The sequence below is a fragment of the Burkholderia sp. Ap-955 genome (genome assembly GCF_011753045.1).
In the GTDB taxonomy this organism is placed as follows: domain Bacteria; phylum Pseudomonadota; class Gammaproteobacteria; order Burkholderiales; family Burkholderiaceae; genus Burkholderia; species Burkholderia lata_D.
In genome coordinates this window covers 21,592-36,919 of sequence record NZ_VWWH01000074.1, presented here as the reverse complement: position 1 = coordinate 36,919, position 15,328 = coordinate 21,592, and the positions used below count along the sequence as shown (strand labels likewise).

General features: G+C 67.5%; 16 protein-coding genes. 7 read left to right on the top strand and 9 right to left on the bottom strand.

Going from position 1 to position 15,328, the window contains the following annotated elements:
• The first annotated feature begins 105 nt into the window (after positions 1-105).
• The 3 genes from kdsB (at position 106) to F3J15_RS28505 (ending at position 2,803) form a co-directional block, all read left to right on the top strand.
• Positions 106-891 carry a 3-deoxy-manno-octulosonate cytidylyltransferase gene (gene kdsB / locus F3J15_RS28515; RefSeq protein ID WP_069248686.1) on the top strand — a complete coding sequence of 262 codons (786 nt, stop codon included), beginning with the start codon at positions 106-108 and terminating at the stop codon, positions 889-891.
• A 209-nt stretch (positions 892-1,100) separates the two neighbouring features.
• On the top strand, positions 1,101-1,763 hold the full coding sequence (gene adk, locus F3J15_RS28510; RefSeq protein WP_011352990.1) for an adenylate kinase: 663 nt from the start codon (positions 1,101-1,103) through the stop codon (positions 1,761-1,763).
• A gap of 281 nt (positions 1,764-2,044) precedes the next feature.
• Positions 2,045-2,803 (top strand): SDR family NAD(P)-dependent oxidoreductase, encoded by a 759-nt coding sequence (locus F3J15_RS28505; RefSeq protein ID WP_166895398.1) that lies wholly within the window; start codon positions 2,045-2,047, stop codon positions 2,801-2,803.
• Between the two features lie 64 nt (positions 2,804-2,867).
• On the opposite strand, the gene F3J15_RS28500 is transcribed toward F3J15_RS28505, so the two are convergent.
• On the bottom strand, positions 2,868-3,710 hold the full coding sequence (locus F3J15_RS28500) for a SirB1 family protein (RefSeq protein WP_089446686.1): 843 nt from the start codon (positions 3,708-3,710) through the stop codon (positions 2,868-2,870).
• 8 nt (positions 3,711-3,718) lie between these two features.
• On the bottom strand, positions 3,719-5,269 hold the full coding sequence (gene murJ / locus F3J15_RS28495) for a murein biosynthesis integral membrane protein MurJ (protein WP_166895396.1): 1,551 nt from the start codon (positions 5,267-5,269) through the stop codon (positions 3,719-3,721).
• A gap of 304 nt (positions 5,270-5,573) precedes the next feature.
• On the opposite strand from murJ, the gene rpsT reads away from it, so the two are divergent.
• Complete coding sequence (rpsT, locus tag F3J15_RS28490) at positions 5,574-5,846, top strand: 30S ribosomal protein S20 (RefSeq protein WP_006482211.1); 273 nt, start codon at positions 5,574-5,576, stop codon at positions 5,844-5,846.
• A 157-nt stretch (positions 5,847-6,003) separates the two neighbouring features.
• Here the strand turns inward: rpsT and F3J15_RS28485 are convergent, their stop codons facing one another.
• On the bottom strand, positions 6,004-6,324 hold the full coding sequence (locus F3J15_RS28485; RefSeq protein ID WP_089426173.1) for a DUF3579 domain-containing protein: 321 nt from the start codon (positions 6,322-6,324) through the stop codon (positions 6,004-6,006).
• Positions 6,325-6,737: 413 nt separating this feature from the next.
• Here F3J15_RS28485 and argF point away from each other — a divergent pair, with 413 nt between their 5' ends.
• Positions 6,738-7,667 carry an ornithine carbamoyltransferase gene (gene argF, locus F3J15_RS28480; protein WP_069248690.1) on the top strand — a complete coding sequence of 310 codons (930 nt, stop codon included), beginning with the start codon at positions 6,738-6,740 and terminating at the stop codon, positions 7,665-7,667.
• Between the two features lie 90 nt (positions 7,668-7,757).
• Here the strand turns inward: argF and murB are convergent, their stop codons facing one another.
• On the bottom strand, positions 7,758-8,807 hold the full coding sequence (murB, locus tag F3J15_RS28475) for a UDP-N-acetylmuramate dehydrogenase (protein WP_166895394.1): 1,050 nt from the start codon (positions 8,805-8,807) through the stop codon (positions 7,758-7,760).
• 137 nt (positions 8,808-8,944) lie between these two features.
• Between murB and F3J15_RS28470 the strand changes: the two genes are divergently transcribed.
• Positions 8,945-9,430 (top strand): YajQ family cyclic di-GMP-binding protein, encoded by a 486-nt coding sequence (locus tag F3J15_RS28470; RefSeq protein WP_039368282.1) that lies wholly within the window; start codon positions 8,945-8,947, stop codon positions 9,428-9,430.
• Positions 9,431-9,510: 80 nt separating this feature from the next.
• Here F3J15_RS28470 and plsY read toward each other — a convergent pair whose 3' ends face one another.
• On the bottom strand, positions 9,511-10,149 hold the full coding sequence (gene plsY, locus F3J15_RS28465; RefSeq protein ID WP_166895392.1) for a glycerol-3-phosphate 1-O-acyltransferase PlsY: 639 nt from the start codon (positions 10,147-10,149) through the stop codon (positions 9,511-9,513).
• Between the two features lie 108 nt (positions 10,150-10,257).
• Positions 10,258-10,749: a Cys-tRNA(Pro) deacylase gene (gene ybaK, locus F3J15_RS28460; RefSeq protein ID WP_166895390.1), complete on the bottom strand. Its 492-nt coding sequence runs from the start codon at positions 10,747-10,749 to the stop codon at positions 10,258-10,260.
• Between the two features lie 242 nt (positions 10,750-10,991).
• On the opposite strand from ybaK, the gene F3J15_RS28455 reads away from it, so the two are divergent.
• On the top strand, positions 10,992-12,554 hold the full coding sequence (locus tag F3J15_RS28455) for an AMP-binding protein (RefSeq protein ID WP_166895388.1): 1,563 nt from the start codon (positions 10,992-10,994) through the stop codon (positions 12,552-12,554).
• A gap of 48 nt (positions 12,555-12,602) precedes the next feature.
• Here the strand turns inward: F3J15_RS28455 and xerD are convergent, their stop codons facing one another.
• The 3 genes from xerD to queG all read right to left on the bottom strand — a co-directional run bounded on the left by xerD (position 12,603) and on the right by queG (position 15,320).
• The gene (xerD, locus tag F3J15_RS28450; protein ID WP_166895386.1) at positions 12,603-13,553 is read right to left on the bottom strand and encodes a site-specific tyrosine recombinase XerD; all 951 of its coding nucleotides are present in this window, start codon (positions 13,551-13,553) and stop codon (positions 12,603-12,605) included.
• Complete coding sequence (locus F3J15_RS28445) at positions 13,553-14,020, bottom strand: methylated-DNA--[protein]-cysteine S-methyltransferase (protein WP_034190552.1); 468 nt, start codon at positions 14,018-14,020, stop codon at positions 13,553-13,555. Before F3J15_RS28445 ends, xerD begins: the two co-directional genes overlap by 1 nt.
• Before the next feature lie 64 nt (positions 14,021-14,084).
• On the bottom strand, positions 14,085-15,320 hold the full coding sequence (queG, locus tag F3J15_RS28440) for a tRNA epoxyqueuosine(34) reductase QueG (protein ID WP_069248696.1): 1,236 nt from the start codon (positions 15,318-15,320) through the stop codon (positions 14,085-14,087).
• Between the last annotated feature and the right edge of the window lie 8 nt (positions 15,321-15,328).

Sequence of the window (15,328 nt, the reverse complement as noted above, 5' to 3'; positions counted from 1 at the left end):
CCGACCCGGCCCTCGCCGCGGCCTGCCCGCTGCGAGGGCGCCGAACCCGCCGGGCGGCCCGCACCCGACGCGCCGCCCGCTCCGTTCTTCTCACCGCCCTCCCCGATGACTCAACCCTTCATCGCCGTCATTCCCGCCCGGCTCGCGTCGACGCGGCTCCCCAACAAGCCGCTCGCCGATCTCGGCGGCAAGCCGATGGTCGTGCGCGTCGCCGAGCGCGCGCGCGAAGCGGGCGCGCAGCAGGTGCTGGTTGCGTCCGACGCGCAGAGCGTGCTCGATGCGGCCCGCGATCACGGCTTCGAAGCGGTGCTGACACGCGCCGACCATCCGTCCGGCACCGACCGGCTCGCGGAAGTCGCGGCGACGTTCGGGTGGAGCGACGACACCGTCGTCGTCAACGTACAGGGCGACGAGCCGCTGATCGACCCCGTGCTCGTGCGCGACGTAGCGTCGCACCTCGCCGCGCATCCGGCCTGCGCGATTGCGACGGCCGCCCACCCGATCCACGACGCGGCCGACGTGTTCAACCCGAATGTCGTGAAGGTCGCGCTCGACGCGCAGAGCGTCGCGCTGTACTTCTCGCGCGCGCCGATTCCGTGGAGCCGGGATGCGTACCAGCCGCACTGGCCCGACGTCGCGGCCCTGCCTGCACCGGCCTTCCCGGTCTACCGGCACATCGGCCTCTATGCCTATCGCGCGCGTTTCCTGCGCACCTATCCGACGCTCGCGCAGGCGCCGATCGAACAGGCCGAGCAGCTCGAACAGCTGCGCGCGCTCTGGCACGGCGAGCGCATCGCCGTGCTGATCACCGAGTCCGCGCCGGAAGCCGGAATCGACACGCCGGCCGATCTCGCACGCGTGCAGGCCCTTTTTCAGCCGTCATCAAAATAACCCGTGGCATAATCAGGCGATTGTGCGAGCCGTCCGCGACCAGCGCGTCCTCGCTTGACCCCGCCCGCGGCCCTGCCGGCAGCCGCGCGTCGCCCAACCCGACGCGCCGCATCAGACCGGTCCGCCACGCGCCAGGCAAGCCCCGCGCACACCGTCGCCGGCGCTTTTTTTCGTCTCGCCACACGAATCTACATACTGGAGATATCACCATGCGTTTGATCCTGTTGGGCGCGCCCGGCGCGGGAAAGGGCACCCAGGCAAACTTCATCAAGGAAAAATTCGGCATCCCGCAAATCTCGACGGGCGACATGCTGCGCGCGGCCGTGAAGGCCGGCACGCCGCTCGGCGTCGAGGCGAAGGGCTACATGGACGCCGGCAAGCTCGTACCGGACGCGCTGATCATCGGCCTCGTCAAGGAACGCCTGAAGGAATCCGACTGCGCGAACGGCTATCTGTTCGACGGTTTCCCGCGCACGATCGCGCAGGCTGACGCGATGAAGGAAGCCGGCGTCGCGATCGACTACGTGCTCGAGATCGACGTGCCGTTCTCGGAAATCATCGAGCGCATGAGCGGTCGCCGCACGCACCCGGCATCGGGCCGCACGTACCACGTCAAGTTCAACCCGCCGAAGGTCGAAGGCCACGACGACGTGACGGGCGAGCCGCTGATCCAGCGCGACGACGACAAGGAAGAAACCGTCAAGAAGCGCCTCGAAGTGTACGAAGCGCAGACCAAGCCGCTGATCACGTACTACGGCGACTGGGCGCAGCGCGGCGAGGAAAACGGCCTGAAGGCGCCGCAGTATCGCAAGATCTCGGGCCTCGGCAGCGTCGAGGAAATCCGCGAGCGCGCGTTTGGCGCACTGAAGTAAGCAGCGCATCGCGCACCCGCAAGCCGCCCTTTCCGGGCGGCTTTTTTTTGGTTCATCGCAGGAAACCGTGGAGGGTTCGAGAGCGCCCCGTACAATCGGTCGGGTGCGGGCGCTCCCTTTACCCGGGCGCAGGCATTTCAACCGATCGCACGACATCGAACCACACAACCGCTTTGCGCGGCACCGCAACCAGCGCCGCAACGCCAACAGCGCTCGACCACTTTGGATGGGTCCGCCCCTGAGCACTGAAGCGTCAGGGGCGCTCAACAACGGAGACAGTCATGGATATTCGCGGCAACGTGTTTCTGATCACGGGCGGCGCATCGGGCCTCGGCGCCGGCACGGCGCGGATGCTCGCGCAGGCAGGTGCCACGGTCGTGCTCGCCGACCTGAACGACGCGGCGGGCACCGCGCTCGCGACCGAGCTGGGCGGCATCTTCGTACACTGCGACGTGTCGAGCGAAGCCGACGCGCAGGCGGCCGTCGGCGCGGCGACACAAGCCGGCACACTGCGCGGCCTCGTGAACTGCGCGGGCATCGCGCCGGCCGCGAAGACCGTCGGCAAGGACGGCGCGCATCCGCTCGACGTGTTCGTGAAGACGATCAACGTGAACCTCGTGGGCACGTTCAACATGATCCGGCTCGCGGCCGCCGCGATGGCTGCCACCGCGCCGACCGCGGACGGGGAGCGCGGCGTGATCGTCAGCACCGCGTCGGTTGCCGCGTTCGACGGGCAGATCGGCCAGGCCGCGTACGCGGCGTCGAAAGCCGGCGTCGCGGGCATGACGCTGCCGATCGCGCGCGACCTGTCGCGCAGCGGCATCCGCGTGATGACGATCGCGCCCGGACTGTTCGAGACGCCGATGCTGCTCGGCATGCCGCAGGACGTGCAGGACGCGCTCGGCGCGATGGTGCCGTTCCCGCCGCGGCTCGGCAAACCGGCCGAATACGCGCTGCTGGTACGCCAGATCGTCGAGAATCCGATGCTCAACGGCGAAGTGATCCGCCTCGACGGCGCGATTCGGATGCAGCCGAAATAGGCACAAAAAAACGCCCGCGATGCGGGCGTCTTTTCATTCAGGGTTCCGGCAGCGTGGCGATGGCTCAATCTTCGCCGTCGCGCTGCATCCGCTGCCGCAATTCGGTCACCTGCGACTCGACGACGGTGGCGTCGTCCGCGTCAGGCCGCTCGCCGAGATACTGCTCGAGATCCTCGAGCGCGGGGCGCAGGTAATCGAGCCGCGCATACGCGAATCCGCGGTCGCGGACTTCATCGACGTGTTCGGGCAACAGGATCACGAGCCGCTGCTGTACTGCGAGCAGGCGCTGCCAGCGTTCCGTCTGAAGATAGATCGTCTTCAGGTTGCGCAACATCCGCGCGATGATCTCGCGGCTCGTCGCCGGCTGCAGCAGCGCGCGCAACGCGCTGTCGACCGCACCGGCCGCGCGCGCGACATACGGCTCAAGCATCTCGACCATCTCGGCTTCGGACAGCGAATGGCCGTTGGCCGGATCGATGATCAGGTCGCCGTCCGGCAGCGTGACGCGCAGCAGGAAGTGGCCGGGGAACGACACGCCGCGCGCCGGCACGCCGATCTGCTCGGCGAGCTCCAGATACAGCACCGACAGCGAGATCGGGATCCCGCGCCGCCGCTTCAGCACGGCGTTCAGGTGGCTGTTATCGGGGTCGTAGTAGTCGTTGTGATTGCACGCGAAGCCGAGCTCACGGAAGAAGAAATCGTTCAGTGCGGCGACGCGGCCCTTCAGGTCCGCATCGTCCGTGAGCCGCCGGCGCAGCCGCGCGGCCAGCATGTCGAGTTCGGCCAGCGTGCCCTGCAGGTCGAGGTCGGGATACGCGTCCTGCGCCAGCGACAGCGCCGCTTCCGTGACGGGCAGGCTGTCGTCGTCTGCCACGAGCGTGCTGAAGTAGTCGAGGACGCGGGTCATTGCGGTCGTCACTTGGCGCGCCTTCTGAAATAAGCGTATTTGAAGCCCATCACCCACAACATACCGAAATATAGTGCAGCGAACAGCACGAGGCACGCGGCCATCAACGCAATGCGATCGAGCGGCCGCGCACGCATCCCGGTCCAGTCGAAGCTGATCGACAGCCAGTGCATCAGGCCGGCGAGTACGAGCGCCGCGCCGATCAGCTGCACGAAGAAGCGCAGCCAGCCCGGCGACGGCTGGTAGATGCCGCGCTTGCGCAGCCCGATGAACAGCAGCAGCGAGTTCAGGCACGCGCCGACGCCGATGCTCAGCGTCAGGCCCGCGTGCCCGATCAGCGGCACAAACACGTAGTTCGAGATCTGCGTGACGATCAGTACGCCGATCGCGATCTTCACGGGCGTCTTGATGTCCTGCTTCGCATAGAAGCCCGGCGCGAGGATCTTGATCAGGATGATGCCGACGAGGCCGATCCCGTAGGTCGCCAGCGCGCGCGCGACCATCGTGACGGTGTGCGCGTCGAACTTGCCGTAGTTGAACAGGGTCGCGGTGAGCGGCGTCGCGAAGAAGAACAGCGCGAGCGCACTCGGTGCCGCGAGCAGGAACGTGACGCGCAGGCCCCAGTCGAGCAGCGCCGAATACTCGTGCGAATCGGCATCGACGTGCGCCTTCGACAGGCTCGGCAGCAGGATCGTGCCGAGCGCGACGCCGAGCAGCGCCGTCGGGAATTCCATCAGGCGGTCGGCATAGTTGATCCACGACACGGCGCCCTGCCCGAGCCGCGACGCGATGTTGGTGTTGATGATCAGCGACAGTTGCGCGACCGACACCGCGAACGTCGCGGGCACCATCTTCGCGAGCACGCGCTTCACGCCCGGGTGGCGCAACGCACGCAGCGGGTTGAGGCCGATCAGCGGCACCATGTCGATCTTCTTCAGGCCCGGCAACTGCACGAGGAACTGCAGCACGCCGCCGACGATGACGGCCCATGCGAGCGCGAACACCGGCACCTTCAGGTGCGGCGCGACGAACACGGCCGCGGCGATGAACGCGACGTTGAGCAGCACCGGCGCGAACGCGGGCAGCGAGAAGCTCTTGTACGTGTTCAGCACGCCGGAGGCGAGCGTCGTCAGCGAGATGAACACGATGTACGGGAACATGATCCGCGTCATCGTGACCGCGAGCGGGAACGCCTGCCCGTCGGTGTGCAGGCCGGACGCGACGGCGAACACGACCCACGATGCGCCGGCGATCCCGACCACCGACAGCACGGCAAGCGCCCACGCCAGCACGGTGGACATCGCGTCGACGAGCGCTTTCGTCGCGTCATGCCCCTGCTGGTTCTTGAACTCGGCGAGGATCGGCACGAACGCCTGCGAGAACGCGCCTTCGGCAGACAGGCGGCGCAGCAGGTTCGGGATACGGAAGGCGACGTAGAACGCGTCGGTGTATTGACTGGCGCCGAACGCACGGGCGATCAGCGTCTCGCGGGCCAGTCCGGTCACGCGCGACAGCAGCGTGAAGCCGCTGACCGTCAGCAGGGCTCGGAATAGATTCATGGGGCGCTTATTATACGGACGTTGCGTGGCCCGGCCAGCGGCCGATGCCGAAAAGCGCGCACGCGTCCGGCGCCCTCCTCGGCGGGTGTCACGTTGAACTTGCCACGCGCTTGATTTTGTTGCTATAATCGCCGGTTTCTGGGCTCGTACATGCACGGCAACTGCCGTTTTCATGTCCCTGCCTCGGTTAAAATCACCGTTTTTTTATGCGCCCCTGGGCAATCGTTCTCAGGGGACGGATCGAAAAGCAGCGCTTGGCCGTCAGGCTCCAAGCTCTGGAAACAGGACAGGATAAGGAACCGTCATGGCTAACTCCGCACAAGCACGCAAGCGCGCCCGCCAGGCCGCGAAGGCAAACTCGCACAACTCGGCGCTGCGCTCGAAATTCCGTACCGCGATCAAGTCGGTTCGCAAGGCTGTTGAAGCCGGCGACCAGGCAAAGGCTGCCGAGCTGTTCAAGGCTGCCGTGAAGACGATCGACACGATCGCCGACAAGAAGATCGTTCACAAGAACAAGGCCGCTCGCAGCAAGAGCCGCCTGGCCGCAGCCGTCAAGGGTCTGCAGGCAGCAGCGTAAATCCGGTGCGCCCGCTCACGCGGGCGTTCCTGTTTCCTGCGATCGCAAAAAAGCCCGCCTAGGCGGGCTTTTTTGTTGCCTGTCGCCGGCGCATCCTGCCAGCCGACGACCGTTGCCACGAGGGCGGGCGCGGCAAGCGCCCTCGCCCGCGCCGGCATCACTTCTTCGCGTCATAGTCCGGCAGTTCGCACGCCTCGGTCACGACGAGGTTGTTGTCCTTCGCGAAATTCAGCACGAAATCGAACGCCATCGGCTCGACGTCGCGCAGCCGGGAATCGAGGATCACGCATTTCAGGTCGCCGAGCATCGTCGGACGCACGTAGAGCGAATACTGGAGACGCGCGTTCCGCCCGCTCGCCCCCGGCCCGAAGCAGGCCATCACACCGGCCAGACGTTCCGACCAGTCGCTCGGGCGAAACTTTTTCCCGTCTTTCGTGATGCCCTGGATGAAGAATTCGGTCGGAGGGGTTTCAGCCATGTGGTTACCCAAGTGACGGCCCGGCGATGTCCAGACAACGGCGCCTGGAAACGCGAACACAAAGCTGAAACGGACGGCGGCACAAGCAGTCCGATATCCCGAAAACGGGACGTCGGTGCGCGCCACCGGCGGACTGCACCGGATTTGTGCAGCGCACGGCTTGTGTCCGGCAGAGCGCTAAAAGGCTTGCCTGCCGGGCTGGAGAAAACTTTTGGATTATACCGCAGCGCGCCATCGCGCGCCGTCCCGACACCCCTCCTCCTGCGTCGCTTGCCGCGCGCGGCGATCGAGCCCCGGTTCTTTCCGCGGCTCGTCAAAGCACAGAAAATCCTTTATGCTGCTTTGAGTTATCCACACCCGACGGCGGCGCCGTCCGGCCTTGCTGCCGGGTGCAACCCGCCGTATTTCGCTTCATGACCGCCAAAACCATTCGTCACTACCTGCAGTTCAAGGATTTCTCGCTGGAAGACTACGAGTACGTGCTCGAACGCACGGGTATCCTGAAGCGCAAGTTCAAGAACTACGAGACCTATCACCCGCTGCACGACCGCACGCTCGCGATGATCTTCGAGAAGAGCTCGACGCGCACGCGCCTGTCGTTCGAAGCCGGGATCTTCCAGCTCGGCGGCCATGCCGTCTTCATGAGCACGCGCGACACGCAGCTCGGCCGCGGCGAGCCCGTCGAGGATTCCGCTCAGGTCATCTCGCGGATGGTCGACATCATCATGATCCGCACGTTCGAGCAGGACGTCATCAAGCGCTTCGCGGACAATTCCCGCGTGCCGGTGATCAACGGCCTGACGAACGAGTACCACCCGTGCCAGGTGCTCGCCGACATCTTCACGTACTACGAGCACCGCGGCCCGATCGCCGGCAAGACCGTCGCGTGGGTCGGCGATGCGAACAACATGCTCTACACGTGGATCGAAGCCGCGCAGATCCTCGGCTTCAAGCTGCGCCTGTCCACGCCGCCCGGCTACGCGCTCGACATGAAGCTCGTATCGCCCGACAGCGCGCCGTTCTACGAAGTGTTCGACGATCCGAACGAAGCGTGCAAGGGCGCCGATCTCGTCACCACCGACGTATGGACGAGCATGGGCTTCGAGGCCGAGAACGAGGCCCGCAAGCAGGCGTTCGCCGACTGGTGCGTCGACGAGGAAATGATGGGCCACGCGAACCCGGACGCCCTCTTCATGCACTGCCTGCCCGCGCACCGCGGCGAGGAAGTGACGGCCGGCGTGATCGACGGCCCGCAAAGCGTCGTGTGGGACGAAGCGGAAAACCGCCTGCACGTGCAGAAGGCACTGATGGAGTTCCTGCTGCTCGGCCGCCTCAAGCACTGACGCGCCGGCAACGGGCCATCCATGAAAAAAGCGCCGATCGACGATCGGCGCTTTTTGTTTGGGCGCGAGAAAAGCTGCGCCAAACCCGCGTTACAGGCAGACCGGTTCGGGCTCGAGTTCGACGCCGAAACGTGCGCGCACGTCGGCCTGGATCGCCTGCGCCAGCGCGAGCACGTCGGCACCCGTCGCGCCGCCGCGATTGACGAGCACGAGCGCCTGGCGGTCGTGCACGGCCGCCGCGCCCAGCGCGCGCCCCTTCCAGCCGCAGCGGTCGATCAGCCAGCCGGCCGCGAGCTTGACCTGCCCGTCCGGCTGCGGATACGACACGACTTCCGGCGCGCGGGCGCGCAGCGCATCGAACTGCGCGGCATCGATCACCGGATTCTTGAAGAAACTGCCCGCGTTGCCGAGAACGAGCGGATCGGGCAGCTTCGCGCGGCGGATCGCGACGACCGCGTCGAACACGTCGCGCGCCGTGGCCGCGTCGGGTGCAATGCCTCGGGAGTCGAGTTCGCGCGTGACGTCCGCGTAGCCGAGCCGCGGCGCCCATTGCTTCGGCAACCGGAACGTCACCGACACGATCGCGAACCGGCCGCGCCCTTCCCGCTTGAAGAAGCTGTCGCGATAGCCGAACGCGCAGCGCGCGGCGTCGAAGCGCTCGCTGCGCCCCGTCGCCAGCTCGACCGCGACCAGCGAGTCGAAATACGCCTTCATCTCGAGGCCGTATGCGCCGATGTTCTGGATCGGCGCGGCGCCGACCGTGCCGGGAATCAACGCGAGGTTCTCGAGGCCCGCCATCCCGTGCTCGAGCGTCCATGCGACGAATGCGTGCCAGTTCTCGCCGCCGCCGGCCTCGACGTACCACGCGTCGTCGTCCTCGCGTACGACGCGGCGCCCCACGATCTCATCGAGCAGCACGACGCCGTCGAAGTCGCGCGTAAACACGACGTTGCTGCCGCCGCCGAGTACCAGCTGCGGCAGGTTCGCGACGCGCGGATCGCGATGGAGCGCCTCGAACTGCGACGCATGCGTGATGCGCGCGGCAAAGCGCGCGGTCGCGGCGATGCCGAACGTGTTGTGTGCGGCGAGCGGATGGTCGGGTAGCAGCGACAGGGTGGAATCGTCAGGAGGCATCGGCATTCGCGGTCACGTCCGCCCGGGCGGCGCATGGCCGGCCTTGGGCAAACGGAGGGGCATCGGTAAAATGGCAAACAGTCCGCAATTATAGCGAGTGCCCGCGCGCGAGCCGGGTGCCCGCATCTCAAGGGAGGAATGCCATGCCATCGTTCGACGTCGTTTCCGAAGCGAACATGATCGAAGTGAAGAACGCCATCGAGCAGTCGAACAAGGAAATTTCGACGCGCTTCGACTTCAAGGGCTCCGACGCGCGCGTCGAGCAGAAGGAACGCGAGCTGACGCTGTTCGCCGATGACGATTTCAAGCTCGGCCAGGTCAAGGACGTGCTGATCGGCAAGCTGGCCAAGCGCAACGTCGACGTGCGCTTCCTCGACTACGGCAAGGTCGAGAAGATCGGCGGCGACAAGGTCAAGCAGATCGTCACCGTGAAGAAAGGCGTGACCGGCGATCTCGCGAAGAAGATCGTGCGCCTCGTGAAGGACAGCAAGATCAAGGTACAGGCGAGCATCCAGGGCGACGCAGTGCGCGTGAACGGCACGAAGCGCGACGACCTGCAGAGCGTGATCGCGATGCTGCGCAAGGACGTGACCGACACGCCGCTCGACTTCAACAACTTCCGCGACTGATCGCCGGGCGATCCGTCACGTCATCCCGCCGGGCCCCGCACACGCGGCGCGCCCGGCACGCGGCCAAGCGCCGCGCTTCCTCAGGCTTTCCCGCCGTCCTGCGCGCCGCCATTCGCGGCCGCCTTCTTCTTGTCGCCGATCCGGCTTTCCTGCCCCGCCAGCAGCTTCGAAATGTTGCCGCGGTGGCGCCACACGAGCAGCACGCTCATCGCGAGCACGGCCCACGCGACCGGGTTGTGGCCCGTGCCGAACAGGAACACGTCGAACACCGGCGCGAACACGGCCGCCACCAGCGCCGCGAGCGACGAATAGCGGAAGAAGAACGCGACGATCAGCCAGGTCAGCGCGGTCGCGAGCCCGAGCACCGGGTGCACCGCGAGCAGTACACCGGCCGCGGTCGCGACACCCTTGCCGCCCTGGAAGCGGAAGAACACCGGATACAGGTGACCGAGGAACACGGCGATCGCGACCCATGCGACCGCGACGTCGGGCAGGCCGAAGCGCCGGGCGAGCCAGACGGCAATCCAGCCCTTGAATGCATCGCCGACGAGCGTCAGGATCGCGGCCTTCTTGTTGCCGCTGCGCAGCACGTTGGTCGCGCCGGGATTCTTCGACCCGTACGAACGCGGGTCGGCCAGGCCCATCGCGCCACTGACGACGACGGCGAATGACACCGAACCGATCAGGTAGGCAACGAGGGCGGCGAGCAGGATCTGCATGCGGAGGACTCTTCTTTCAACGTATCGGTAAAGGGACGGCTGCGCGCGGCACGCCGAAACGGCGCCCATTCTACCGAACGCGCGCGGCCTGCCACGAAGGTGAAACCCTCAGTCGACACTGGCGCACTGCACGGGCTGCGCGCCGAGCAGCGACGTGAGCACGGCCGGCGCGAGGCTGACGAGGTAGCCGCGACGCCCGCCGTTCAGGTAGATCGTCGGCAGCTCGAGGATCGTCGCCTCGACGTAGACCGGCATCGTCTTGCGCGTGCCGAACGGCGACGTGCCGCCGACGAGATAGCCCGAATGGCGGTTCGCGACCTCGGGCTTGCACGGCTCGACGCGCTTCGCGCCGATCTGCCGCGCGAGGTTCTTCGTCGACACGGTGCGGTCGCCGTGCATCAGCACGATCAGCGGTTTCGCGTGCTCGTCTTCCATCACGAGCGTCTTCACGACGCTGTGCTCGTCGACGCCGAGCTGGCGCGCCGATTCGCCAGTGCCGCCGTGCTCGACGTAGTCGTACGGATGCTCGCCGAACACAACGCCGTGGCGGCGCAGCAACTGGGTCGCGGGGGTTTCGGACACATGCCTGGATTTGCTCATGGCGGCATTTTAATGGTGAACGACCGGCGCGCGCGATAAGCCCTCGCGCCGGCCCGGCGGTATACTCGCGGCCCGTTTTTTCGCCGGGCGGCCTGCTGCGGCGCCGCAACGATTCCGTCCATCATCATTGCGGACATCGCGAAGCGCTATTGCCCGAATGGCCGATTGTGGCGCGCGCGCCGTCATGGCACGATCGTTCGCCAACCTCGTCAGCCGCCGCCCGCCCTTTTTCTGGAGACGCCATGCTCTCGTCCCTCCGCTCTTCCGAGCCGCTCGACGTCGACGCACTGCTCGCCGCGCTGCCTCGCCGCATCGCCGACGTGCCCGCACGCTGGGCCGCGCAGGCGCCCGCGCATCCGGCACTGATCGAGGACGCGCGCCGCCTGTCGTACGGCGACCTGTCGCAGGCCGTCGATGCAGCCGCCGCGCTGCTTGCCAACCTCGGCGTGCAAGGCGGCGACCGCGTGATGATCGTCGCCGAAAACTGCATCGCGCAGATCGTGCTGCTGTTCGCAGTCGCGCGCCTCGACGCGTGGGCACTCGTGTCGAACGCGCGGTTGTCCGCCGGCGAGCTCGACGCGATCGCCGCGCATGCGCGGCCGAAGCTGATCGCGTTCACCACCGACGCATCGCCCGACGCGCGCACGCATGGCGCGCGATACGCCGCAACGCCCGCCGGCGCACTGCCGGTCGACATCGGCGCATGGTCGTACCACGTCGACGCGAGCGCGCCGGGCGAACCGGTCGCCGCCGACGGCGCCGCGCAATGCGCGGCGCTGATCTACACGACCGGCACGACCGGCACGCCGAAAGGCGTGATGCTGTCGCATCGCAACCTGCTGTTCATCGCGGCGACGTCGAGCACGCTGCGCCGCGTGTCGCCCGACGACGTCGTCTACACGGTGCTGCCCGTGTCGCACGTGTACGGGCTCGCGTCGGTCTGCCTCGGCAGCCTGTACGCGGGCGCGACGCTGCGGCTCGCGCCGCGCTTCTCGCCCGAAGCCGTGCGCGTCGCGCTCGCCGACGAAGGCGTCACGATCTTCCAGGGCGTACCCGCGATGCACGCCAAGCTGCTCGAACACCTGCACACGCACGGCCACGCGTGGCGCGCACCGCGCCTGCGCTTCGCGTATTCGGGCGGCTCGCCGCTCGACGCGAACCTGAAGGCGCGTGTCGAGCGCCTGTACGGCGTGCCGCTGCACAACGGCTACGGGATGACCGAAAGCAGCCCGACGATCACGCAGACGCCGCTCGACGCGCCGCGCACCGACAGCTCGGTCGGCGTGCCGATTCCCGGCGTGGAGATGCGGATCGTCGCGCCGGACGGCACCGACGTGCCGCCGGGTGAAGTCGGCGAGATCCGCGTGCGAGGGCCGAACGTGATGCTCGGCTACTACCGCAACGCGGACGCCACGCACGCGGCCGTGTCGCCGGACGGCTGGCTCAGCACCGGCGACCTCGCGCGGCAGGAGGCGGACGGCGCGGTAACGATCGCGGGCCGGAGCAAGGAGCTGATCATCCGGTCGGGCTTCAACGTCTATCCGGTCGAAGTCGAGCAGGTACTGAACGCGCATCCGGACGTCGTGCAGGCGGCCGTCATCGGCCGCGCGGTCGAAGGCAACGAGGAAGTGCTCGCGTTCGTCGAGCTCGTGCCCGGCGCGACGGCAGACGAAGCGGCATTGCACGCATGGTGTGCGGAGCGGCTCGCGCCTTACAAGCGCCCCGCGCACCTCCGCGTGCTCGACGCGCTGCCGGCCGCGTCGACGGGCAAGGTGCTGAAGCACAAGTTGCGCGAGCTGGTCTGAATTGGGCAGGCCGTCGCACGTGGCGCGGGCGGCGCCGCGCCGGATGCGCTAACCGCGCGGATGGTGTTGCGCGTGCAGCGTCTTCAAGCGCTCGCGTGCAACGTGCGTATAGATCTGCGTGGTCGAGATATCGCTGTGGCCAAGCAGCAGCTGCACGACACGCAGGTCGGCGCCATGGTTCAGCAGGTGCGTCGCGAACGCGTGCCGCAGCGTGTGCGGCGACAGGTGCGCGCGCACGTCCGCGTGCTGCGCGTGGCGCTTGATGATGTTCCAGAACTGCTGGCGCGTCATCCCGTCGCCGCGCGCGGTCACGAACAACGCGTCGGCCGCGCGCGCCCCGAGCAGCGCCGGCCGCGCCTCGCGCAGGTAGCGCTCGATCCACCCGTGCGCGACTTCGCCGAACGGCACGAGCCGCTCTTTCGAGCCCTTGCCCATCACACGCACGACGCCCTCGTTGAGCCCGACCTCGACGGTCTTCAGCATCACGAGCTCGCTCACGCGCAGCCCGCTCGCATACATCAGCTCGAGCATCGTACGATCGCGCAGGCCGAGCGGCGTGCCGACGTCGGGTGCACCGAGCAGCGCCTCGACCTGCGCCTCCGACAGCGTCGACGGAAACCGGGCGGCCTGTTTCGCGGACAGGATCCGCAGCGTCGGGTCGGCGCTCGCGCGATGCTCGCGCACGGCCCAGCCGTAATAGCGCCGGAACACGGAAAGCCGCCGGTTCGACGACGTCGCCTTGCCGTCGCTGCGCGCGGCGATGTAGCCCGTCACCATCGCTTCGTCGACCGAATCGAGCGACGCGTCGTGCGTCTCCGCCAGCCATTGTGAAAACAGCACCAGATCGCGCCGATACGCATCGAGCGTGTTGCGCGCAAGCCCGTGCTCGAGCCACAGCGCATCGCAAAACACGTCGATCGACGCGCGGCTCGCGAGCAACGCGGGCGACATCTCGACGGCATCGCCGTCGGCTTCGGAGGAAATCAGCGATTCACTCATCAGTACGGCACGCCTTCGTGCGCCAGCAGCCAGCGCTTCACTTTCTGGTAATAACCGTTGTCGTCGTGGTTCGCGAAGCCGCCGAGGCCGCCCGCCGCGACGACGCGATGGCACGGGATCACGAGCGGGAAGTAGTTCGCGCCGCACGCCTGGCCGACCGCGCGCGGCGCGCTGCCGATCCGCTTCGCGACCTGCCCGTAGGTCAGCACCGTGCCGGGCGGAATATCGCTGATCACGTCCCACACGCGGTGCTGGAACGCGCTGCCGACTTCGGCGAGCGGCAGGTCGAAGCGCGCCGACGCACGCTCGAAATACCGTTCGATCTGCTTGACCGCGCGCTTGGCGAGCGGCGAATCCGGATCGACCGACTTCACCGATTCGGGCAGATAGACGATCTCGCGCACCACCGCGGCATCCGTGCGGATGCCGACCTTGCCGAACGGCGCGTCGATGACTGCATTGAACATGGCCCTCTCCTGACCGATGGATGCGCGCGGCACCCCCGCGCGCCGACGACACTTTACGCCGCCTTCACGCAGCACGCAGCGCCCATTCGACATGCTCGCGCACGACCGGCGACGGATCGTCGGCCCGTGCGCGCAACGCGGCGACGATCGCATCGCGCGCCTGCGGCGTGAGCCGGCCCGCGTCCGCGCGCAGCGCATTGCCAAGCCCGACCGCGAGATTGCGCAGCCAGCTTTCGTAGCCGATGCGCCGGATCGCACTGCCCTGCATCCGCGTATCGAACGCGTCCGCATCCCACGCAAACAGCTCGACGAGCGTCGCGCGATCGAGGCCGTGCCGCACGTCGAAATCGGCGACGGGCGCGGCCTGCGCGAACTTGTTCCACGGGCAGACGAGCTGGCAGTCGTCGCAGCCGTACACGCGATTGCCGATCATCGGCCGCAGCGGCTCGGGGATGCTGCCTTTCAGTTCGATCGTCAGGTACGAGATGCAGCGGCGCGCGTCGACGCGGTACGGCTCGACGATCGCGCCGGTCGGGCAGGCATCGATGCAGCGCGTGCAGCTGCCGCAGTGCGCGCCGGGCGTCTCGGGCGCGGTGTCGGGGGACGTGTGCGCGTCGGTCGGCAGCGGAACGTCGACGTAGATCTCGCCGAGGAAGAACAGCGAGCCCGCATCGCGCTGCAGCAGCAGCGTGTGCTTGCCGCGCCAGCCGACGCCGGCCTTCTGCGCGAGCTCGACCTCGAGCACGGGTGCCGAATCGGTGAACACGCGGTAGCCGAACGCGCCGATCTCCTGCTCGATGCGCTCGGCGAGCGTCTGCAGGCGGTTGCGCAGCACCTTGTGATAGTCGCGGCCGCGCGCGTAGATCGACACGACGGCCGCCTGCGGATCGTCGAGCCGGGCCCGTTCGCGTGCGCGCCAGTCGTGCAGTACGAGCGCGCCCGGCTCGCTTTCAGCCGCGTCGGCGGCGAGCGTTTCGGCCGGTAAATAGGCGAGCCGGGCGGAGATCACGCGTCGCGTACCGGCCACAAGTTCGGCCGGACGCGCGCGTTTCATCCCATGTTTCGCCATATAATCCATTTCGCCGTGGTATCCGGCTTCCAGCCAGGCGGCGAGGCCTGCTTCGGCATCCGAGAGATCGGTATCGCTGATGCCGATCGCCCCGAAACCCAATTCGCGCCCCCACGCCCTGATGCGCGCGGCGAGCGCAGTCAACGCCGCATCGTCGAGCGCGCACGGTGCCGCGCCTTCGGCACGAGTCGAAGGTCTGTCGGATGCGGCGAGTTCCGGTAATCGGTTCATCGCACTAT

Coding starts and splice junctions, on each gene's coding strand:
- kdsB (WP_069248686.1), top strand. CDS start 106: ATGACTCAACCCTTCATCGCCGTCATTCCCGCCCGGCTCGCGTCGACG.
- queG (WP_069248696.1), bottom strand. CDS start 15,320: ATGAACCGATTACCGGAACTCGCCGCATCCGACAGACCTTCGACTCGT.
- argF (WP_069248690.1), top strand. CDS start 6,738: ATGACCGCCAAAACCATTCGTCACTACCTGCAGTTCAAGGATTTCTCG.
- F3J15_RS28505 (WP_166895398.1), top strand. CDS start 2,045: ATGGATATTCGCGGCAACGTGTTTCTGATCACGGGCGGCGCATCGGGC.
- xerD (WP_166895386.1), bottom strand. CDS start 13,553: ATGAGTGAATCGCTGATTTCCTCCGAAGCCGACGGCGATGCCGTCGAG.
- rpsT (WP_006482211.1), top strand. CDS start 5,574: ATGGCTAACTCCGCACAAGCACGCAAGCGCGCCCGCCAGGCCGCGAAG.
- F3J15_RS28470 (WP_039368282.1), top strand. CDS start 8,945: ATGCCATCGTTCGACGTCGTTTCCGAAGCGAACATGATCGAAGTGAAG.
- F3J15_RS28455 (WP_166895388.1), top strand. CDS start 10,992: ATGCTCTCGTCCCTCCGCTCTTCCGAGCCGCTCGACGTCGACGCACTG.
- adk (WP_011352990.1), top strand. CDS start 1,101: ATGCGTTTGATCCTGTTGGGCGCGCCCGGCGCGGGAAAGGGCACCCAG.
- F3J15_RS28500 (WP_089446686.1), bottom strand. CDS start 3,710: ATGACCCGCGTCCTCGACTACTTCAGCACGCTCGTGGCAGACGACGAC.
- plsY (WP_166895392.1), bottom strand. CDS start 10,149: ATGCAGATCCTGCTCGCCGCCCTCGTTGCCTACCTGATCGGTTCGGTG.
- murB (WP_166895394.1), bottom strand. CDS start 8,807: ATGCCGATGCCTCCTGACGATTCCACCCTGTCGCTGCTACCCGACCAT.
- murJ (WP_166895396.1), bottom strand. CDS start 5,269: ATGAATCTATTCCGAGCCCTGCTGACGGTCAGCGGCTTCACGCTGCTG.
- F3J15_RS28445 (WP_034190552.1), bottom strand. CDS start 14,020: ATGTTCAATGCAGTCATCGACGCGCCGTTCGGCAAGGTCGGCATCCGC.
- F3J15_RS28485 (WP_089426173.1), bottom strand. CDS start 6,324: ATGGCTGAAACCCCTCCGACCGAATTCTTCATCCAGGGCATCACGAAA.
- ybaK (WP_166895390.1), bottom strand. CDS start 10,749: ATGAGCAAATCCAGGCATGTGTCCGAAACCCCCGCGACCCAGTTGCTG.